Genomic DNA, 17,503 nt, shown 5'->3' with positions numbered 1-17,503 from the left:
TCCTATAGAGCGGGCATGAGCACCGATCGCCTGCGCCGCCTCGAGACCCTCGACAACCTCCGCGACTATGGCGACTACGCCGTGGCGAGCGGCGGCCGCATCAAGTCGGGCCGGCTGATCCGGTCGGCCCATCAGTCGCGCATCAGCGACGCCGATCTGGCGGTGCTGGGCGAATACGGCTTCGGGACCATCGTCGACCTGCGTCGCCCGATCGAACGCTCGAAACAACCCTCGCGCCGCTATGCCGGGTTCGACGGCCGGGTGATCGAGAACGATCTCGACGCCGTGGGCGAGGCCCCGCACATCACCTTCCTGAAGTCGGCCGACCTGACCCCGGATTCCGGCCGCCGCTTCATGACCGCCCTCTATGGCGAGATGCCCTTCGCCCCCTCCCATCTCGAGATCTTCGCCCGGTATTTCGAGGTCCTGGCCGAGAGCGACCGACCGGTCCTTATCCATTGCGCCGCGGGCAAGGACCGCACCGGCATGCTCGCCGCCCTGACCCACCATCTGCTCGGCGTCAGCCGCGACGATCTGCTGGAAGACTATCTGCTGACCAATGTCGCGGTGGATCTGGAAGCCCGCGCGCCCGAAATCGCTCTGCAGATGCAGAAATTCACCGGCCGCCTCGCCGCCCCCGACGCCGTCGTCGCCTTCATGGGGGTCGAGGCCGCCTATCTGGACGCCGCCTTCGCGGCCATCGACGACCGCCACGGCTCGCTCGACGTCTATCTGGAACAGGCCCTGGGCGTCGACGCCGCCCGCCGCGAGCGGATCGCGGAGCGGCTGACCGCATGACGCAGTCCGGGCCCGGATCGGCCGGGGATCGCCCCCTTCGGGATCGGCCCGTCCAGACGCGGCGCTTCCTGCCCTGGGTCTCGCCGCTCAGCGTCGCCGCCGCGATCGCGGACCGTCCCGGCGCCCTGTGCCTGTTGTCCGATCCGACGATCCCGGGCAGCCGCTCCTTCATCGCCGCCGATCCCGACCACGTCGGCGTCCTCGAGAGTGCGCCCTGGGGCGAGCTGTTCAGGCCGTTGAACGCCCCCGGCTGGCGCGGCGGCGGGGTGGTCGGCCTGGCCAGCTACGACGCCGGCGCCCGCGAGGCGACCGGATCGCGCGAACCGGTCTGGCCCGACCTCATCATGGCCCGCTACCCGGCCGTCGCGGTCTTCGACCATGACACGGAAAGCCTGACCCTCGTCGGCTGGGGGCGCAACGGTCGGGAAGCCGGACAGGCCTGCGACGAGGCTCAAATCTGGTTCGATCTCGCCTGGGCGCCCGACCGCCCCGCGCCGCCCGCGACGGTCTTCTCCCCCGACGCCCCGCCCCGGACCTATCGTGACGCCGTCGCCGAGGTGGTGGCCCGCATCGCCGCCGGCGAGCTGTTCCAGGCCAATATCGCGCGCGGCTGGAGCGGCGCGCTGAACGAGGCGGCCGATCCGTTCGACGTCTTCCTGCGCCTGACCCTCGGGGACGGCAAAGGCCGGATCGCCCCCTACGGCGCCTTCTGGCGGGTCGGCGACCGCGCCCTGGTGTCCAACTCGCCCGAGCTGTTCCTCGCCCTCGACGCGGCGACCGGACGCATCGAGACCCGGCCGATCAAGGGCACCCGGCCGCGCCACCCCGACCCCGCCGTCGATGCGCTCAACGCCGCGGAACTGCGCGCCAGCGCCAAGGACCGGGCCGAGAACCTGATGATCGTCGATCTGATGCGCAACGATCTGGCGCGGGTCTGCCGCCCCGGCTCGGTCGTGGTGGAAAAGCTGTTCGAGATCGAGAGCCACCCGACGGTCCACCATCTCGTCTCGACGGTCAGCGGGACGCTGGCGCCCGGTCTCGGTCCGGCCCGGGTGCTGGAGGCGACCTTCCCGCCCGGCTCGATCACCGGCGCGCCCAAACATCAGGCCATGAAGGTGATCGCCTCGCTGGAGCCCCCGCGCGGCGCCTGGTGCGGCTCGCTGTTCGTCATCGACGAGAATGACGACCTGACCGCCTCGGTCCTGATCCGCACGGCGACCTTCGAGAAGGTCGAGGGCCGCTGGACCTTCCGCACCCAGGCGGGCGCCGGCATCGTCGCCGACAGCGACCCCGAGGCCGAACTTCAGGAAACCGAGGCCAAGATCAGCGCGCTCAGAGCCGCCCTCACCGGGCGTTCCGCCTGATCAGCAGTCGCTGCAGCCGACCTTGTCGACGCGGCGCGGGCGTTCGTAGAAGACGTTCGAGAACTTGGTCACCGCCGGCATCAGATATTTGACCGGGGAGCTGTAGTCATAGGTGGTCTCGGCCATCACGGCGCTCTCGCCGTTGGCGATCATATCGGTCGGCACCGTGACGGTGTCCCCGGCCTTGTAGGCGGTGATGCCGCTGGCCCGGCTCCAGTCGACCTTGGCCACACCCTTGGAATCGCGCGTCACGCTGGACACACGCGTGGTCAGGGTCGAGGTCGAGAACGGCTTCATGATCAGGGCGCCGATGGCCATGACGTCGTCCAGCTCGTCCTTGGTAACCACATCCGTCTGGGCCACCAGATCGGCGACGGCCGAGGCGCTGTGGGCCAGCCGTTTCTGGGACATATAGCCCTGACAGAACTCGGCCAGGCCAAAATAGAAGGCGATCATCAAGGGCGCGATCAGGGCGAACTCGACCGCCGAGACGCCGCGCCGATCGCCCGCCAGCCGGCTCAGGAAGCCCGCCGAACCCTTGCGCTTCTCGCTCCGGGGAGGCGTCATTGGTTATAGGGCTCGTTGCGGAAGGTGGTCGTCGCCGTCAGCATGGCCGCGCCATTACCCAGCCTGGACAGGGACTGGGCCATGAACGGCGTGATCAGCGGCTGGCTGTACCAGACCCGGATCAGCATCAGGCTGCCGGGCTGGCCGGTCACATAGGTCAGACTCGATGAGTCGAAGGTCTTGCCGTTGGCCATCGGGTCCGGCGGATTGGCGTTCCGGAACTGGGTGATTTCGCGCACATCGACCGTGGCGCGCGTCGGGCAATCGCCGCTGAAGATGCTCATGCGCGAGCACAGGGCGGTCTTGAACTGGGCGGCCGTCAGGCTGGAGTTGGCGGCCTGGCCGGTGCGGACCAGACGCCCGGTCTCGATGACGGCGTTCTCGAGAATGGAGTCCGTCACGAAGATCAGTCCGATCTCCATGATGGCGAACAGCATGAAGAAGAAGGGGAACGCGACCATGGCGAACTCGACCGCCGACGACCCGTCGCGCTTGCGACGGTCTGGTCGGGCGGATCGGAGACGGCGCAGACCCCTCACGACGCTCAGGGGGTCGGGGTCGCCGAGGCGCCCTCGCCGGTCGAGCGGATGCTGGGCGAGCAGGACGAGGCGCAGGCCATTTCCGTGACCTGGGCGCCGCGCCAGACGCGGACCGAGCCGGACTGGCCGCCGGTCACGACGATCTGGTTCTGGAACAGGACCCGGCCGATGGCGTCCACGGCGGTGACCTGGGTCGTTCCATAGCCCTTGCCCGTGACGAACAGGGTGTTGGCGTCCACCACCGTCGCATCGGCGATCTGGGGATTGGCCACGATGACCGAGCTGATCGAGCCTCGCACCGAGACCCGCTGCATGGTGTCGACGGCCAGGTTCATCGGCGCCGATTGGGCGAGGGCGGTTCCCGCGATCGCGAGCGCCGCGATGGCGACGACGGGAGCGAGACGGCGGGGGGTGACGATCATGGCGATATATCCTGCGCGCAAGGCCCACGCACGCAAACGGGCGCGCGAGACCCGGCGCGACCATGCTCTCCAAACCTCAACAAAGTCTGAAAAGACAGAGCGGCCCTGAACCTCAGATTTCAAGTAAACGCTTGGTAACCATGCCTTTCTACCTGAAGTGATATTCCGCTTTACTTGATTTTAATCGAGGAGGGCTACATTGTTCACGTGAATGGGGGATCCAGCGGGCGAAACCGATGGTCCCACGGTGGATACCAAAGCAGCTCGCTACCAGAAGGAAGACAACCATGACCAAGTTCATTTCCAAGTTCGTCCAGGACGAGTCGGGCGCGACCGCCATCGAGTACGGCCTGATCGCCGCTCTGATCGCCGTCGTCATCATCTCGGCCGTCACCACCCTCGGCACCACGATTTCGACGAAGTTCCAAGCCGTTACGACCGGCATGGCGGGCACCGGCGCCTAAGTCGCCGACCCTTAAATCTTGAAACCGGCGAGGGCCGGGGCGGAAACGCCCCGGCCCTTTGCTTTTGCGATCGGCCCTTCGCCGAGCGTCGCCCGAGCTTGGCCGCGCGTGTGCGCCCGACGCCTTGGTTCCATCGCCACGGGACTTTTTTAAAGTAAACGCCGGAGTAACCAGTCCCGACGACGCACTCTTAACTGCTTGGGGGCATGTTGATCGTGCGTTTGGGGGTCAAGCGGGCGACCGGTCTCCCCCCAGCCATTGTTGCTCGCAAAACCGCTTTTCAAAGGGATATCACCATGACCAAGTTCATCTCGAAGTTCGTTCAGGACGAGTCGGGCGCCACCGCCATCGAGTACGGCCTGATCGCCGCCCTGATCGCCGTCGTCATCATCTCGGCCGTCACCACCCTCGGCACCACGATCTCGACGAAGTTCCAGGCCGTGACCACGGGTATGGCCGGCACCGGCGCCTAAGTCGCCGACCCAGGTCTTGAAACCGGCGGGGGCCGGAGCGGAAACGCTCCGGCCCTTTGCTTGTCCGGTCACTGCATTTCCGAGCGGCTTGAAACCCGCCCTTAACGCGACCTCGCGATAGTGCCCCCATGGATACCGTGACCCTGCTCCTGCTCAGCGTCCTGCCCCTGCTGGTGATCGCCGCCGGCCTGCGCGACCTGACGACCATGACGATCCCCAACTGGATCTCGGGCCTGCTCATCCTTGCCTTCTTCCCGGCCGCCTTCATGGTGGGTCTGTCGCCCCTGACCGTGGCCGCCCACGCCGGCGTCGCCGTCATCGCCCTGTTCGTCGGCATGGGTCTGTTCGCCATGCGGGTCATCGGCGGCGGAGACGCCAAGCTGATGGCCGCAACCTGCCTGTGGCTGGGCGTCACGGGCTCGGCCATGTTCATCCTGTGGACCGGCGTCGCGGGCGGCGTGTTCTGCCTGACGCTGATGTTCGCCCGGACGCAGCTGCGTCCCTATGTTCACGGCGCTCCACACTGGGTCGACAGTCTGCTGGAGCCCAAGGGCGACATCCCCTACGGCGTCGCCATCGCGATCGGCGCCCTGATGGCCTTCCCGTCCAGCGCCCTGCTCACCGTCTTCGCCGCCGGACGTTAGGCGGGGCCACGCTTCCGGTCTCGCGCTGGAACAGCAGCACCGCGAGCGTCGACCTTCGTACACCGGGCTGAGAAGCGCGGGGCCCCGCCCCGCATTTAGGCGCTCGTTAACACGTGGCGTTCATTCTCATTAATGGCGCGTCGTCGGTGGGGACCGATTCCGTTTGCCCGACTGTGCCGGAGACCGTCGATGAAGCCCGCCCGTATCGCCGTCATCTGCGTCGCCGCCGCAGCCGCCATCGGCCTCGCCTTCGTGGTGCGCGCCATGGGCTCGAACGGCAAGCCGGTCGCCGTGGCCACCGCCGCGCCGATGGAAGCCGCCCGTCCGATGGCCAAGGTCCTGGTCGCCGCACGCGATCTGGAGCCCGGCAAGCGTCTGGAAGACGCCGACCTGACCTGGAAGGACTGGCCGGTCGACGAGGTCAATCCGGCCTTCATCACCGACGGCACGACCCCCGTTCCCGCCCCGCCGACCGCCAATGAGGCCAAGGCCGCCGCCGGAACCCTGGAAGGCGCGCCTGCTGCCGCCGCCAAGTCCGGCAACGCCATCGCCGAGGTCGCCCGCGCCGCCAACAATGTCGCCACCGGCGGCGCCAAGGCCGACTACTACGGCTCGGTCGTGCGCGAACCCATCCTGGCCGGAGAGCCCATCGTCGCGCGCAAGATCGTCCGCGCCGGCGACAGCGGCTATCTGGCCGCCTATCTCGAGCCCGGCATGCGCGCCATGGCCATCCGGGTGACGGTCGAGACCGCCGCGGGCGGATTCATCCTGCCGGGCGACCGGGTTGACGTCCTGCTGACCCGCCAGACCTCCCTGTCCAACCTCGACAACGCCGGTCAGAACTCCAAATTCTCGTCGTCCACCGTGATGCGCAACATCAAGATCCTGGCCATCGACCAGACCACCCGCGCCGGTGATGACGAACAGTCGGTGGTCGGCGCCACGGCGACCCTGGAGGTCGGCCCGGCCGACGCCGAGGCCCTGGCCCTGGCCAAATCCGAGGGCGAGCTGTCGCTGGTCCTGCGTTCCTATGCCGATACCGCCGGACCGTCGGGCCGCGTCCAGGTCCCGCGTCAGGCCGCCGCCGTCCGCATCTTCCGCGGCGGCGCTCCCGAAGTGGTCGTGGTCCAATGAAGCGTCTCATGAACCCCATCAACAAGCCTGCGCGCCTGCTCGCGGTCCTCGCCTCGGTCAGCCTGACGGCGCTCGCGCCGGTGGCGGCCTCCGCCCGGACCTTCGTCTCGGAAGCCGACGGCCGGTCCTCGGTCCAGGTCGGTTCGACACCGCGCCTGATCAACCTGCCGCGCGGCTCGTCGATGGCCATCGACCTGCCGACCGACGCCCATGACGCCATCGTCTCCAACCCGGCGGTCGCCGAGGCCCTGACCCACAGCTCACGGCGCTACACCATCATCGGCGTGGCCCCGGGCCAGACCGACGCCGTCTTCCTGGACGCCGCCGGCCGCACCATCCTGTCGCTGCGCATCCGCGTCGACGCCGGCGTCTACGCCCTGCAGGACACCATCGACCGCGTCGCCCCCGGTTCCCAGGCCCATGCCGAAGCGCTCAACGACAGCATCGTCCTGACCGGCATGGTCACCTCGCCCGGCGAGGCCGACCGCATCGTCCAGCTGGCCCGCGCCTTCGTCTCCGCCCCCGAGAAGGTCATCAATCTGATGACCGTCGCCGGCTCCGACCAGGTGACCCTCAAGGTCCGCGTCGTCGAGGTCCAGCGCAACGCCGTCAAACAGCTCGGCGTCAATCTTCAGGCCATCATCGCCAACGCCGCCGACGGCCTGTCCTTCACCCAGGCCCCGACCTTCGGCGTCAACGGCAACCTGCTCGGCGGCGGGGTGATCAACTACACCGACGGCGCGACCGACGGCGTCACCGCGGCCCTGGGCGCCTTCGAGCGCGCCGGTCTGGTTCGCACCCTGGCCGAGCCCAACCTGACCTCGGTGAACGGCGAAGGCGCCAGCTTCCTGGCGGGCGGCGAATTCCCGATCCCGGCCAGCCGCGACCGCGACGGCAATATCTCGGTCGTCTACAAGCCCTACGGCGTGCGCCTGTCCTTCCGCCCCGTGGTCCTCTCGGGCGGCCGCATCTCGATGCAGATCTCGGTCGAGGTCTCGGAACTGACCTCGGACGGCGCCTTCACCCTCGGCGCCGGCACCTCCTCGGCCCTGACTCTGCAGGCCCTGCAGGTGCGCCGGGTCGAAAACACCGTCGAAATGCCCTCGGGCGGCGCGATGATGATCGCCGGCCTGCTCAAGGAAAACTCGCGCCAGACCATCGATTCCCTGCCCGGCGCCGGCGGCATCCCGGTCCTGGGCGCCCTGTTCCGCTCGCGCGACTTCACCTCGGGCGAAACCGAACTGGTGGTCATCGCCGAGCCCTATATCGTCACCCCGACCTCGCCCGGCCGGATGCAGACCCCGGCCGACGGCCTGCGGATCGCCAGCGACCTGCAGACCAATCTGTTCGGCCAGTTGAACGAAGCCTACGGCACCCCCGCCCCCACCGCCTCCGCGGGCACGGGCTGGCAGGGCCCCGTCGGCTATGTGATCGAGTGAGGCCCCGATGACCCGCATCCTTCGCAAGACCGTCCTTGCCCTCGCCCCCTTGGCCCTCTCGGCCGGTCTGGCGGCCTGTATGGGCGCTCCGGCCGGCGGCATCGGCCCCGAGCCGCTCAATCCGGCGACGCGCTTCAGCCTGCAGGTCGAGCCGGGCGTCGATCGCATCGCCTTGGCGGTGCATGAGACCGGCCTGTCCGGCGCCCAGCAGAGCGCCCTCGTCGCCCTGACCGACCGCTTCGGCCTGCAGGGCGCGAGCGTCCTCCGTATCGAGGCCCCCTCGGGCGGCGACCCGGTCTCGGCCGAGTTCGCCTATCGTGTGAAGGCCGCGCTGGAGGGCATGGGCTCGCCCGGCGTGACCATCCAGGTCGTCGGTTATCAGGCCCCGGATCCCCGCGCGCCTGTCGTCGTCGGCTTCGAGACCGTCCGCGCGGCGGTGCCCCAGTGCGGCACCTACTGGGGCAATATGACCCGCACCAACGGCAACGACACCTCGGCCAATTTCGGCTGCGCCGTGACCGCCAATCTGGCGGCCCAGATTGACAATCCGCGCGACATCGTCACGCCGCGCGGCATGACCCCGGTCGACACCGGACGACGCGCCGTCGTCTATGACCACTACCGCAAAGGCGAAGCCACCGCGGCCCCTCAAGAGGAACTCGTCGCGAACCGGCGGGTCTCCCAGGCGGTGAATTGATCCGATCATGAGTAACGCCTTCGCCCCCCGGAGCTACGAAGCCTTCGAGGACGAATTCGATCTCGACGCCGAGTTCGCGCCTCAAGCGGGCGGTCCCGACGTGCGCGAACCGCTGCAGTTCACCGCACCCGCCGCGGGTGTCGCGCCCGCGCCCGCCGCGCCGATGAGCGCGCCCGTCGAGGTCAGCGGCCAGATGCCCGTCGCCGCCTCCAGCTTCAATCCGGTCGGCGACATGATGGCCGGCGCCGCCTCGGCCCTGCAGCCCTCGTCGATGGGCGCGGAAGTGTCGGTGCCGCGCATCGCCATCCACGTCTTCGCCGAACGTCAGGACACCCTGGCCGCCGCCGAGCGCGCCGGTCAGGACCGCCGCCTGTCGCGCGCCACGACCCAGATCCGCGTCGGCGGCGTCCCCGCCGCGGTCGAGGCCTATCACCACGAGCCGACGCCGCCCCTGATCATCGTCGAATGCCTGTCGGATCCGCACACCTTGCTGCAGCAGGTCGACATGCTGGCCGAGGTCTGTGACGCGGGCACCAAGGTCGTGGTCATCGGCGCGACCAATGACATCATCCTTTTCCGCGAGCTGATGCGCCGCGGCGTGTCGGAATATCTGGTCGCCCCGGTCCAGCCGTTGCAGCTGATCGCGGCCATCGGCGGTCTGTTCGCCGACCCGGCCCAGCCCTTCGTCGGCCGTTCGATCGCCTTCGTCGGCGCGCGCGGCGGCGCGGGCGCCTCCTCGGTGGCCCACAACACCGCCTATGCGATGTCCGAGCGGATCGGCGCCAACACCGTCATCGTCGACTATGACCTGCCCTTCGGCACCGCCGGTCTGGACTTCAACCAGGACCCGCTGAACGGCGTCGCCGACGCGCTCGGCCAGCCCGACCGTCTGGACGCCACCCTGCTGGACCGGATGATGGTCCGCTGCACCGACAAGCTGTCGTTGTTCGCCGCCCCCGCCACCCTCGACGTCGACTGGGACATCTCGCCCGACGCCTTCGAGGAGGTCACCAGCCGCATCCGCTCCACTGCCCCCTTCGTCGTTCTGGACCTGCCGCACCTCTGGTCCGGCTGGATGCGCAAGACCTTGATTTCGGCTGATGAAGTCGTGGTCGTGGCCACTCCGGACCTGGCCTCCCTGCGCAACGCCAAGAACATGATCGACCTGATCCGGTCGGGTCGGCCGAACGACGCGCCGCCGCGTCTGGTGCTCAACCAGGTCGGTGTGCCCGGCCGTCCGGAGATCCCGGCCAAGGACTTCGGCGCGGCGCTGGGCGTCCACCCCAGCCTGATCATCCCGTTCGACGCCAAACTGTTCGGCGCGGCGGCCAACAACGGCCAGATGATCATCGACTCGGGCGCCAAGTCCAAGGCCGCCGAGGCCTTCCAGACCCTGGCCCAGATCGTCTCGCGCCGCGAACTGCCCCAGATCGCCGGGCCCAAGGGCAAGTCTGCACCCGCAGCGGCCGCCGCCTCGGGCAAGCCGGAGAGCAAGTCGCTCTTCGCCAACATGTTCAAGAAGCGCTGATCCCCCGTGTTCGGTAAGCGCACAGGCCAGCCCAGCCCCTCGGCTCCGGTTCAGCCCATGGCTCAACCCGCCATGGAGGCCGCGCCCGCGTTCGGCGGCCAGTTCGGGGGCCAGCCCGGCCAGCCGCAACAGGGCGTCCAGACCCAGGCCTTCGCCTTCAGCGCCGAGGAGGCCGCCCAAGTCTCCTCAGGAGGGGCCGCCGCCGGCTTCGCCCAGGCGGCCGCGCCTGCACCCTCCGGTCCCGACCGTCTCGACGCCCTGGCGGCGCGGCCCAAGCCCGCCGCCCCGCCCGCGCCCAAGACCTCGGGCGGCCCCGGCCCGCGCGCCACCGCCGGCTTCGAACAGCTCAAGAAGGCCCAGCCCGTCGCCGAGATCGTGCGCGAGCAGAGCGACTATTACCACGCGACGAAGACCACCATCTTCAACGCCTTGATGAACACCATCGACCTGTCCCAGCTGGCCCAGCTGGACACCAAGGCGGCGTCGGAAGAGATCCGCGACATCGTCGCCGAGCTGGTGGCGATCAAGAACGTCTCCATGTCGGTCGCCGAGCAGGAGCATCTGGTCCAGGACATCGTCAACGACGTCCTCGGCTACGGTCCGCTCGAACCGCTTTTGATGCGCGACGACATCGCCGACATCATGGTCAACGGCGCCGGCCGGGTCTTCATCGAGGTCAACGGCAAGGTCCAGCTGACCAACGTCCGCTTCCGCGACAACACCCAGCTGATGAACATCTGTCAGCGGATCGTGTCCCAGGTCGGCCGCCGCGTCGACGAAAGCTCCCCGATCTGCGACGCCCGCCTGCCCGACGGTTCGCGCGTCAACGTCATCGCCCCGCCTCTGGCCATCGACGGCGCGACGCTGACGATCCGTAAGTTCAAAAAAGACAAGCTGACGATGAAGAACCTGGTGGAGTACGCCTCCATCAGCCCGGAAGGGGCCCGCGTCCTCGGCGTCATCGGAGCCTGCCGCTGTAACGTCGTCATCTCCGGCGGTACGGGTTCGGGCAAGACGACCCTGCTCAATACCCTGACCGCCTTCATCGACCCGACCGAACGCGTCATCACCTGCGAGGACGCCGCCGAGCTGCAGCTGCAGCAGCCGCATGTGGTCCGTCTGGAAACCCGGCCGCCGAACCTGGAGGGCCAGGGCGCCATCCACATGCGCGACCTGATCAAGAACTGTCTGCGGATGCGCCCCGAACGCATCATCGTCGGCGAGGTCCGCGGCCCCGAGGCCTTCGACCTGCTGCAGGCCATGAACACCGGCCACGACGGCTCGATGGGCACGCTGCACGCCAACTCCCCGCGCGAGGCCCTCGCCCGGATGGAGTCGATGATCACCATGGGCGGCTATGGCCTGCCGTCCAAGACCATCCGCGAGATGATCACCGGCTCGGTCGACGTCATCGTCCAGGCGGCCCGCCTGCGCGACGGCTCGCGCCGCATCACGCACATCACCGAGGTGGTCGGTCTGGAAGGCGACGTCATCGTCACCCAGGACCTCTTCGTCTACGAAATCACCGGCGAGGACGAGCACGGCAAGGTCGTCGGCCGTCACCGCTCCACCGGCATCGCCCGCCCGCGCTTCTGGGACCGCGCCCGTTATTACGGCCTGGAACGCGAGCTGGCCGAAGCCCTCGACGCGGCGGAGTAGAGTTCACGCCATGCTGCCCATTCTCGCCGCCATCCTCGCCTTCGTGACCATAGGCGGTCTCGGCTGGGCGCTTGTCGGCGGCGACGATTCCTCGACCGCCGCTCTCAAGCGCGCCCAGGGTCTCAGCCAGCGCAACCCGGCCAACGCCAAGAAGCTGGCCGCCGCCGCCGCGAGCAACACGCCCGAGGCGCGCCGCAAGCAGATCGTTGATCAGCTGAAAGAGGCCGACCGCAAGGAACGCAAGGCCCGCATGACCATGGCGGCCAAGCTGAAGCACGCCGGCCTGACCCTGAACATCAGGACCTTCTGGATCATCAGCGCGGTGCTGGGCGTCTTCGGCCTGCTGCTGCCGCTCCTGCTCGGCGCCAATATCTTCATCGCCCTGGGCGCCGCCGTCATCTTAGGCGCGGGCCTGCCGCGCTGGGTCGTGGGCTTCATCGGCAAGGGCCGGATGAAGAAATTCTCGGGCGAGTTCGCCAACGCCGTCGACGTCATCGTGCGTGGCATCAAGTCGGGCCTGCCGGTCCACGAGTGCTTCAAGATCATCGCCCGAGAGAGCCCGGCCCCGCTGGGACCGGAGTTCCAGACCTTGGTCGAGGGCATGGGCGTCGGCCTGACCCTGCCCCAGGCCCTGGACAAGATGTACGAGCGGATGCCGACCTCCGAGTTGCGCTTCTTCTCCATCGTCATCGCCATCCAGCAGAAGACCGGCGGCAACCTGGCCGAGGCCCTGTCCAACCTGACCACCGTGCTGCGCGCCCGTCGGATGATGGCCGAGAAGATCAAGGCCCTGTCGTCCGAAGCCATGGCCTCCGCCGGCATCATCGGCTCCCTGCCCCCCGTGGTCATGGGCCTCGTCTTCATCACCACCCCCGCCTACATCATGCTGCTGTTCACCGACCCACGCGGTCAGGTGATGCTGCTGGGCGCGGGCCTCTGGATGTCCGCCGGCGTCTTCGTGATGAAGAAGATGATCGCGTTCAAGTTCTAGGCGGGAAAGATCATGGTCGCCTTCCTCACCAATCCCCAGAACCTGCTCTCCATCCTCGTGGGGGTGCTGGCCTTCGCCACACTGTTCACCCTGCTGTCCTCCTTCGGCGGCGGGGCCAAGCTCGAGAACCGGATGAACGCCGTCGCCGTGCGCCGCGACGAGCTGAAGCGCCGCTCGCGTCAGGCCCTGGCCAAGGACAGCGGCCTGCGCCACACCGACGCCGGCTTCCACAAGGACGTGGTCGAGAAGTTGAATCTGGCCAAGATGCTGGAAGACCCCAAGGTCATCGAAAAGCTGGCCCAGGCCGGCTACCGGGGTCCCAAGCCGCTCAACCGCTTCTACTTCTTCCGCTTCGCCTCGCCCTTCATCTTCTTCGCCTTCGTCGGCTTCTACCTGTTCATCTTCAACGACTTCGGCCTGCCCCTGATGGCGCGGGTCACGGCGACGATGGCGGCGGCGGTGGTCGGCTTCTATGCGCCGAACATCTATCTCTCCAACATGATCACCAAGCGTCAGCAGTCGATCATGCAGGCGTTCCCCGACGCGCTCGACCTGCTGCTGATCTGCGTGGAATCCGGCATGTCGATCGAGGGCGCGATCCAGAAGGTGTCGCAGGAGATCGGCGGCTCCTCCATCGAACTGGCCGAGGAGCTGTCGCTGCTCTCGGCCGAGCTCTCCTACCTGCCCGAGCGGCGTCAGGCCTATGAGGGTCTGGCCAAACGGACCAACCACGCCGGGGTCAAGGCGGTCACCACCTCCATGGTCCAGGCCGAGCAATACGGCACGCCGCTGGGCGCCGCGCTCCGCACCATGGCCAAGGAAAATCGCGACCTGCGCATGTCCGCCGCCGAGAAGAAGGCCGCCGCCCTGCCGGCCAAGCTGACCGTGCCGATGATCGTCTTCTTCCTGCCGGTGCTGTTCGTCGTGATCCTGGGTCCGGCGATCATCAACATCCAGGACACGATGGCGAAGAGCCACTAAGCGGCTCTACTCAACTCATTCACCGCTCATCCCGGCGAAGGCCGGGATCCAGATTCACATGCGATGTTTGAGGTTTCGCGCCGTCGGTATCCCTGCGGCACACGCACTGTCTGGATCTGGATCCCGGCTTTCGTCGGGATGAGCGGTGTAAGGAGGGATGAGCGGTGAAAACTCAGCCCGCCTCGATCGCCTCAGCCGCCGCCTTCAGGGCCTCGCCGATCTGGATGTAGGCGTCCTTGATCGCCTTGCGGTGCTTGTCGTGGAAAAACTCGCCGCGGAAGCCGCCGAACCAGACGCCGTTGGCGACGATGCAGTTGCCGGGGACCAGTTCCTCGATCTCGAAATAGCGCATGGCGTTGAACTGCCAGCCGCGCCGCTCGTGCCAGATCAGCTGGGCGTAGGGCCGCCAGTCGCCGACCTTCCCCACCACCTGCCGCTCGGGCATGCCCGGAATGGCTTCGGTCAGGGTGATGGAGCCGCCATAGCCGATGCGGCCCTCGGCCCCCGTCTCGATCGGGTTCCACTGGCTCCAGGTCGCCAGATCGCCGACCAGGCTCCAGATGGTGTCCGAGGTGGCCTGCACCCCGATGCGGTTTTCGATGCGTGTCGAACTGTCCATTTCCGGTCTGTGGCACGACGGCCCGACCGAGGGAAGACGCCTCTACCGATTGCCTTCCGGTCCCGGCTGGGAGGCCGGGGGCTCGGACGCGACCTCGGCCCCAACACTGGTCGAGACGGCCGCCGCCCTCAGCGCCGCGCTGCTCAGACAGATCAGGAAGGCGAGCGCCAGAAGCACCGCATTGGCCGCGAACGGTCCGAAGGTCGCCACCTGATACAGCGCCACCCCGACCACCGGCGGGACCAGATAGCTGATGCCGGCGATGGACATCATCAGCCCCGCTACCGCCCCCTGCTCGGCCGGGCCCACCGCCAGCGAGGCGCCCGCCGTGAATCCCGGGCGGGCAAAGCCTACGCCCATCGACACCACCGCATAGCCGACGACCACGCCGTAGAAACCCGGCGCGAAAATGCTCAGCAAATTGCCCGCCAGCGCCATCCCCGCGCCCCAGCGCATCAGGGCGCGCGGCTCCAGCTTGAGCAGGGGGATCAGCCCCCACTGCACCATCAGGGTCGCGGCGGCGCCGGCAAACATGGCCGTGGCGATGAAGGGCTGGGCCTGAAGCGTCGACAGCCCCGTCTTCGCCATCTCGTCGATGACATGAAAGCCCAGCACCGAGATGTTGATCGCCTGCGCCCCCGTGACCAGCAGACCATAGATCAGGAAGTCCCGCACCCGCCCGTCCTTCCACAGGCCCCGTCCGTCATGATCCGGCAATCCCGTCGGCGAGGGCACGCGCGTCACGCCCCCGCTCGGCAGCTTCCGCGCCACCCAGACGAAGGCGCCCGCCGCCACCGCGGCGAAGACGTACATCGGTCCGGCCAGCCCCACGACCGGCAGGATCAGCAGCGGCGCCAGGGTCGGCCCGATCACCGTGCCCAGCCCCTGGGCCGAAGCCAGAAGGGACATGGCCTGGGTCCGCTCGTCCGGCGCCGTGCGATCGGCGACATAGGCCTGGGAGGCGATCGGCGCGGCCGAGCCGAAGACGCCGTAGATGGTCCGCGCCACCGCCATCAGGACGAAGGCCGCGACCGGCCCCAGCCAGTGCTCCAGCCCCGAGGTGGCGGCGAGGCCGAACCCGGCCATGGAGGCGCTGAACCCGGCCATGCCGATCAGGATGACGCGCTTCCTGCCCAGCCGGTCCGACAGCCGCGCCCAGACCGGCGAGGTCAGGGTCCACATCAGGGCCGAAATGGCGAAGACCCCGACCACCAGGGTATCGGCCAGATGGAACTGGCGCCCGATCGCCGGCAGCACCGCCTGCAGCGCCATGTTCCCGGCCGAAGCGATCAGGCTGACCGCGCAGAGCATGATGAAGGCCGGGGACCGGGGCGGCATGGACATGGTCAGTCGCCGATCAGGGTCAGGCTGGGCCGTGTGCGCCGCCCGTCATGCAACCCCAGCCGCGCCTTGACCTCCAGCAGGTCGGCGCCGGCGGGAACGATCAGCAGGGCCTTGGGGTTGGCGGCGTTGACGGCGATCACCGCATTCCTGGGGCAGACGTCGAAACAATCGGTGTGTTTGACGGTCAGCTCGGCCTTGCGCCCCTTGTCCGCCTTCGCGCTCTTGGGCGGCTTCAGATAGCGCTTCAGCGCCTTCTTCAGCGACACGTCGCCGTCGGGCCCGAAGCCGCCGTCCAGCTTCTTCGAGCATTTCTTGCAGACGAGGACGACGTCCTTCCACTGGGTTTTCGCGACCTGGATGGGTTTGTCAGCCATGCTCCGGAGATCGCTGACTCGCGAGACGGACGCAAGCGCCTTGCGCATCGCGTCGCTGAAGCTTCATGATCGGATGTCCCTCCCGGAGAAGCGCATGACCCGCCTGAAATCGCACCTGACCGCCTTCGTCATGACCTCGGCATTGGCGATCGGAGCAGGAGCAGCACAGGCCCAAAGCGCCCCGTCCGACACCCTCGCCGCCGACGTCGCGGCCGCCGTGGCCCAGATCAACCCCAGCGTCGTCGAATGGCGCCGTCACCTGCACCAGAACCCCGAGCTGGGCTTCGCCGAGGTCAACACGGCCGCCTATATCGCCGAACACCTGCGGGCCATGGGGCTGGAGGTCCGCACCGGGATCGGCAAGACCGGGGTGGTGGCGATCCTGCACGGCGGCCTGCCGGGCGATCACGTCGTCGCCCTGCGCTCGGACATGGACGCCCTGCCGGTGCAGGAAGCGACCGGCGAGCCCTTCGCCTCGACCGCCACCGGAACCTATATGGGCCAGACCGTGCCCGTCGCCCACGCCTGCGGCCACGACGCCCACATGGCCATGCTGCTGGGCGCCGCCGAGGTCCTGTCGAAGATGAAGGACCGCATTCCCGGGACCGTCGTCTTCATCTTCCAGCCCGCCGAGGAAGGCGCCCCTCCCGGAGAACCGCTGGGCGGCGCCGCCCTGATGATCAAGGAAGGCGCGCTGAACGATCCGAAGGTCGAGGCCATCTTCGGCATCCACGTCGTGCCCGGAAAGACCGGGACGCTCTTCTACCGGCCCCAGGGCTTCATGGCCGCGTCCGACCGCATCGACATTGTCCTGCACGGCAAACAGACCCACGGCGCCTGGCCCTGGCGCGGCGTTGACGTCATCGCCGCGACCAGTCAGGTGATCGAGACCATCAACACCCTGACCGCCCGGACCATCGACCCGACCATCCATCCGACGGTCTTCACCATTTCCACGATCAACGCCGGGGTCCGCTACAACATCATTCCGGACCAGTCGGTTCTGTCCGGCACCCTGCGCACCTTCGACATCGCCTCACGCGACGATCTGGTGAAGCGCGCCGAGGCGGCCATCGACCATGTCGCGAGCATCTATGGCGCGACCGCCGACTTCTCGATCCGCCAGAACGCGGCCCTGACCTACAACGACCCGGCCCTGTCGACCTGGCTGGCCCCGGTGCTGGAAGAGGCGGCGGGCGCGGGCAACGTCAATCCGGCCAGCCCTCCGACCACGGTCGCCGAGGACTTCTCCTACTTCCAGGGCCAGATCCCGGGCGTCTTCTACCACCTCGGCGGCACAAAGGTCGGCGAGGACCCGGCCACCGCCGCCCCCAACCACTCGCCCGGCTTCGACGTCGACGAGAGCGTCCTCCCCGTCGGCGTCCGCGCCCACGTCATGACCGCGATCCGGTTCCTGCAACGGCCGTGAGTTTCCTCCCCATGAAATGGGGAGGGGGACCCCGAAG

At 68.2% G+C, this 17,503-nt stretch carries 19 protein-coding genes; 13 read left to right on the top strand and 6 right to left on the bottom strand.

The genetic code is table 11. The features are described 5' to 3' along the window. Positions 1-15 precede the first annotated feature (15 nt). Together IFJ75_RS19110 and IFJ75_RS19105 are read left to right on the top strand one after the other, a co-directional pair. Positions 16-798, top strand: coding sequence for a tyrosine-protein phosphatase (locus IFJ75_RS19110; protein ID WP_207870418.1), 783 nt, complete (start codon positions 16-18; stop codon positions 796-798). Then, complete coding sequence (locus tag IFJ75_RS19105) at positions 795-2,162, top strand: anthranilate synthase component I family protein (RefSeq protein WP_207870416.1); 1,368 nt, start codon at positions 795-797, stop codon at positions 2,160-2,162. The genes IFJ75_RS19110 and IFJ75_RS19105 overlap by 4 nt, the downstream gene beginning before the upstream one ends. On the opposite strand, the gene IFJ75_RS19100 is transcribed toward IFJ75_RS19105, so the two are convergent. The 3 genes from IFJ75_RS19100 to IFJ75_RS19090 all read right to left on the bottom strand — a co-directional run bounded on the left by IFJ75_RS19100 (position 2,163) and on the right by IFJ75_RS19090 (position 3,690). Next, complete coding sequence (locus IFJ75_RS19100; protein WP_207870414.1) at positions 2,163-2,729, bottom strand: TadE/TadG family type IV pilus assembly protein; 567 nt, start codon at positions 2,727-2,729, stop codon at positions 2,163-2,165. After that, a complete protein-coding gene (locus IFJ75_RS19095; RefSeq protein ID WP_207870413.1) occupies positions 2,726-3,190 on the bottom strand; it encodes a TadE/TadG family type IV pilus assembly protein in 465 nt (154 codons plus the stop codon). Before IFJ75_RS19095 ends, IFJ75_RS19100 begins: the two co-directional genes overlap by 4 nt. Before the next feature lie 83 nt (positions 3,191-3,273). After that, complete coding sequence (locus IFJ75_RS19090) at positions 3,274-3,690, bottom strand: pilus assembly protein N-terminal domain-containing protein (protein ID WP_207870412.1); 417 nt, start codon at positions 3,688-3,690, stop codon at positions 3,274-3,276. Between the two features lie 287 nt (positions 3,691-3,977). Between IFJ75_RS19090 and IFJ75_RS19085 the strand changes: the two genes are divergently transcribed. The 10 genes from IFJ75_RS19085 to IFJ75_RS19040 all read left to right on the top strand — a co-directional run bounded on the left by IFJ75_RS19085 (position 3,978) and on the right by IFJ75_RS19040 (position 13,700). Further along, the gene (locus tag IFJ75_RS19085; RefSeq protein ID WP_207870410.1) at positions 3,978-4,154 is read left to right on the top strand and encodes a Flp family type IVb pilin; all 177 of its coding nucleotides are present in this window, start codon (positions 3,978-3,980) and stop codon (positions 4,152-4,154) included. A 296-nt stretch (positions 4,155-4,450) separates the two neighbouring features. Next, positions 4,451-4,627 carry a Flp family type IVb pilin gene (locus tag IFJ75_RS19080; RefSeq protein ID WP_207870410.1) on the top strand — a complete coding sequence of 59 codons (177 nt, stop codon included), beginning with the start codon at positions 4,451-4,453 and terminating at the stop codon, positions 4,625-4,627. Positions 4,628-4,755: 128 nt separating this feature from the next. Further along, entirely contained in the window at positions 4,756-5,271 is a 516-nt protein-coding gene (locus IFJ75_RS19075; RefSeq protein WP_207870408.1) for an A24 family peptidase, read from the top strand. A 189-nt stretch (positions 5,272-5,460) separates the two neighbouring features. Beyond that, the gene (gene cpaB, locus IFJ75_RS19070) at positions 5,461-6,405 is read left to right on the top strand and encodes a Flp pilus assembly protein CpaB (RefSeq protein ID WP_207870406.1); all 945 of its coding nucleotides are present in this window, start codon (positions 5,461-5,463) and stop codon (positions 6,403-6,405) included. A gap of 8 nt (positions 6,406-6,413) precedes the next feature. Continuing rightward, positions 6,414-7,844: a type II and III secretion system protein family protein gene (locus IFJ75_RS19065; RefSeq protein WP_207870404.1), complete on the top strand. Its 1,431-nt coding sequence runs from the start codon at positions 6,414-6,416 to the stop codon at positions 7,842-7,844. 7 nt (positions 7,845-7,851) lie between these two features. Then, complete coding sequence (locus IFJ75_RS19060) at positions 7,852-8,541, top strand: CpaD family pilus assembly protein (RefSeq protein ID WP_207870402.1); 690 nt, start codon at positions 7,852-7,854, stop codon at positions 8,539-8,541. Positions 8,542-8,548: 7 nt separating this feature from the next. Further along, positions 8,549-10,069 (top strand): AAA family ATPase, encoded by a 1,521-nt coding sequence (locus tag IFJ75_RS19055; protein WP_207870400.1) that lies wholly within the window; start codon positions 8,549-8,551, stop codon positions 10,067-10,069. A gap of 57 nt (positions 10,070-10,126) precedes the next feature. Further along, positions 10,127-11,728: a CpaF family protein gene (locus IFJ75_RS19050; RefSeq protein WP_225896908.1), complete on the top strand. Its 1,602-nt coding sequence runs from the start codon at positions 10,127-10,129 to the stop codon at positions 11,726-11,728. 10 nt (positions 11,729-11,738) lie between these two features. After that, positions 11,739-12,719 carry a type II secretion system F family protein gene (locus IFJ75_RS19045; protein WP_207870396.1) on the top strand — a complete coding sequence of 327 codons (981 nt, stop codon included), beginning with the start codon at positions 11,739-11,741 and terminating at the stop codon, positions 12,717-12,719. A gap of 12 nt (positions 12,720-12,731) precedes the next feature. After that, positions 12,732-13,700 (top strand): type II secretion system F family protein, encoded by a 969-nt coding sequence (locus IFJ75_RS19040; protein WP_207870394.1) that lies wholly within the window; start codon positions 12,732-12,734, stop codon positions 13,698-13,700. 172 nt (positions 13,701-13,872) lie between these two features. Here the strand turns inward: IFJ75_RS19040 and IFJ75_RS19035 are convergent, their stop codons facing one another. Genes IFJ75_RS19035 through IFJ75_RS19025 form a run of 3 tightly spaced genes read right to left on the bottom strand, consistent with a single transcriptional unit; the run spans position 13,873 to position 16,037 of the window. Continuing rightward, positions 13,873-14,319: an SRPBCC domain-containing protein gene (locus IFJ75_RS19035; RefSeq protein ID WP_207870392.1), complete on the bottom strand. Its 447-nt coding sequence runs from the start codon at positions 14,317-14,319 to the stop codon at positions 13,873-13,875. A 42-nt stretch (positions 14,320-14,361) separates the two neighbouring features. Next, positions 14,362-15,663, bottom strand: a complete 1,302-nt coding sequence (locus IFJ75_RS19030) for an MFS transporter (protein ID WP_207870390.1) — start codon at positions 15,661-15,663, stop codon at positions 14,362-14,364. Between the two features lie 2 nt (positions 15,664-15,665). Continuing rightward, positions 15,666-16,037 (bottom strand): hypothetical protein, encoded by a 372-nt coding sequence (locus IFJ75_RS19025; RefSeq protein ID WP_207870388.1) that lies wholly within the window; start codon positions 16,035-16,037, stop codon positions 15,666-15,668. A 94-nt stretch (positions 16,038-16,131) separates the two neighbouring features. Between IFJ75_RS19025 and IFJ75_RS19020 the strand changes: the two genes are divergently transcribed. Continuing rightward, the gene (locus tag IFJ75_RS19020) at positions 16,132-17,466 is read left to right on the top strand and encodes an amidohydrolase (RefSeq protein WP_207870386.1); all 1,335 of its coding nucleotides are present in this window, start codon (positions 16,132-16,134) and stop codon (positions 17,464-17,466) included. Positions 17,467-17,503 lie beyond the last annotated feature (37 nt).

This window comes from Brevundimonas goettingensis, assembly GCF_017487405.1.
Taxonomy (GTDB): Bacteria; Pseudomonadota; Alphaproteobacteria; order Caulobacterales; family Caulobacteraceae; genus Brevundimonas; species Brevundimonas goettingensis.
Note: the sequence above shows the minus strand (reverse complement) of the source record. Positions and strands in the feature narration are given on the sequence as shown.

Excerpts from the sequence above, each read along its gene's own strand:
- IFJ75_RS19060 (WP_207870402.1), top strand. The coding sequence starts at position 7,852 with ATGACCCGCATCCTTCGCAAGACCGTCCTTGCCCTCGCCCCCTTGGCC.
- cpaB (WP_207870406.1), top strand. The coding sequence starts at position 5,461 with ATGAAGCCCGCCCGTATCGCCGTCATCTGCGTCGCCGCCGCAGCCGCC.
- IFJ75_RS19050 (WP_225896908.1), top strand. The coding sequence starts at position 10,127 with ATGGCTCAACCCGCCATGGAGGCCGCGCCCGCGTTCGGCGGCCAGTTC.
- IFJ75_RS19045 (WP_207870396.1), top strand. The coding sequence starts at position 11,739 with ATGCTGCCCATTCTCGCCGCCATCCTCGCCTTCGTGACCATAGGCGGT.
- IFJ75_RS19025 (WP_207870388.1), bottom strand. The coding sequence starts at position 16,037 with ATGGCTGACAAACCCATCCAGGTCGCGAAAACCCAGTGGAAGGACGTC.
- IFJ75_RS19085 (WP_207870410.1), top strand. The coding sequence starts at position 3,978 with ATGACCAAGTTCATTTCCAAGTTCGTCCAGGACGAGTCGGGCGCGACC.
- IFJ75_RS19020 (WP_207870386.1), top strand. The coding sequence starts at position 16,132 with ATGACCCGCCTGAAATCGCACCTGACCGCCTTCGTCATGACCTCGGCA.
- IFJ75_RS19110 (WP_207870418.1), top strand. The coding sequence starts at position 16 with ATGAGCACCGATCGCCTGCGCCGCCTCGAGACCCTCGACAACCTCCGC.
- IFJ75_RS19080 (WP_207870410.1), top strand. The coding sequence starts at position 4,451 with ATGACCAAGTTCATCTCGAAGTTCGTTCAGGACGAGTCGGGCGCCACC.
- IFJ75_RS19040 (WP_207870394.1), top strand. The coding sequence starts at position 12,732 with ATGGTCGCCTTCCTCACCAATCCCCAGAACCTGCTCTCCATCCTCGTG.
- IFJ75_RS19095 (WP_207870413.1), bottom strand. The coding sequence starts at position 3,190 with ATGGTCGCGTTCCCCTTCTTCTTCATGCTGTTCGCCATCATGGAGATC.
- IFJ75_RS19030 (WP_207870390.1), bottom strand. The coding sequence starts at position 15,663 with ATGTCCATGCCGCCCCGGTCCCCGGCCTTCATCATGCTCTGCGCGGTC.
- IFJ75_RS19090 (WP_207870412.1), bottom strand. The coding sequence starts at position 3,690 with ATGATCGTCACCCCCCGCCGTCTCGCTCCCGTCGTCGCCATCGCGGCG.
- IFJ75_RS19035 (WP_207870392.1), bottom strand. The coding sequence starts at position 14,319 with ATGGACAGTTCGACACGCATCGAAAACCGCATCGGGGTGCAGGCCACC.
- IFJ75_RS19075 (WP_207870408.1), top strand. The coding sequence starts at position 4,756 with ATGGATACCGTGACCCTGCTCCTGCTCAGCGTCCTGCCCCTGCTGGTG.
- IFJ75_RS19100 (WP_207870414.1), bottom strand. The coding sequence starts at position 2,729 with ATGACGCCTCCCCGGAGCGAGAAGCGCAAGGGTTCGGCGGGCTTCCTG.
- IFJ75_RS19065 (WP_207870404.1), top strand. The coding sequence starts at position 6,414 with ATGAACCCCATCAACAAGCCTGCGCGCCTGCTCGCGGTCCTCGCCTCG.
- IFJ75_RS19055 (WP_207870400.1), top strand. The coding sequence starts at position 8,549 with ATGAGTAACGCCTTCGCCCCCCGGAGCTACGAAGCCTTCGAGGACGAA.
- IFJ75_RS19105 (WP_207870416.1), top strand. The coding sequence starts at position 795 with ATGACGCAGTCCGGGCCCGGATCGGCCGGGGATCGCCCCCTTCGGGAT.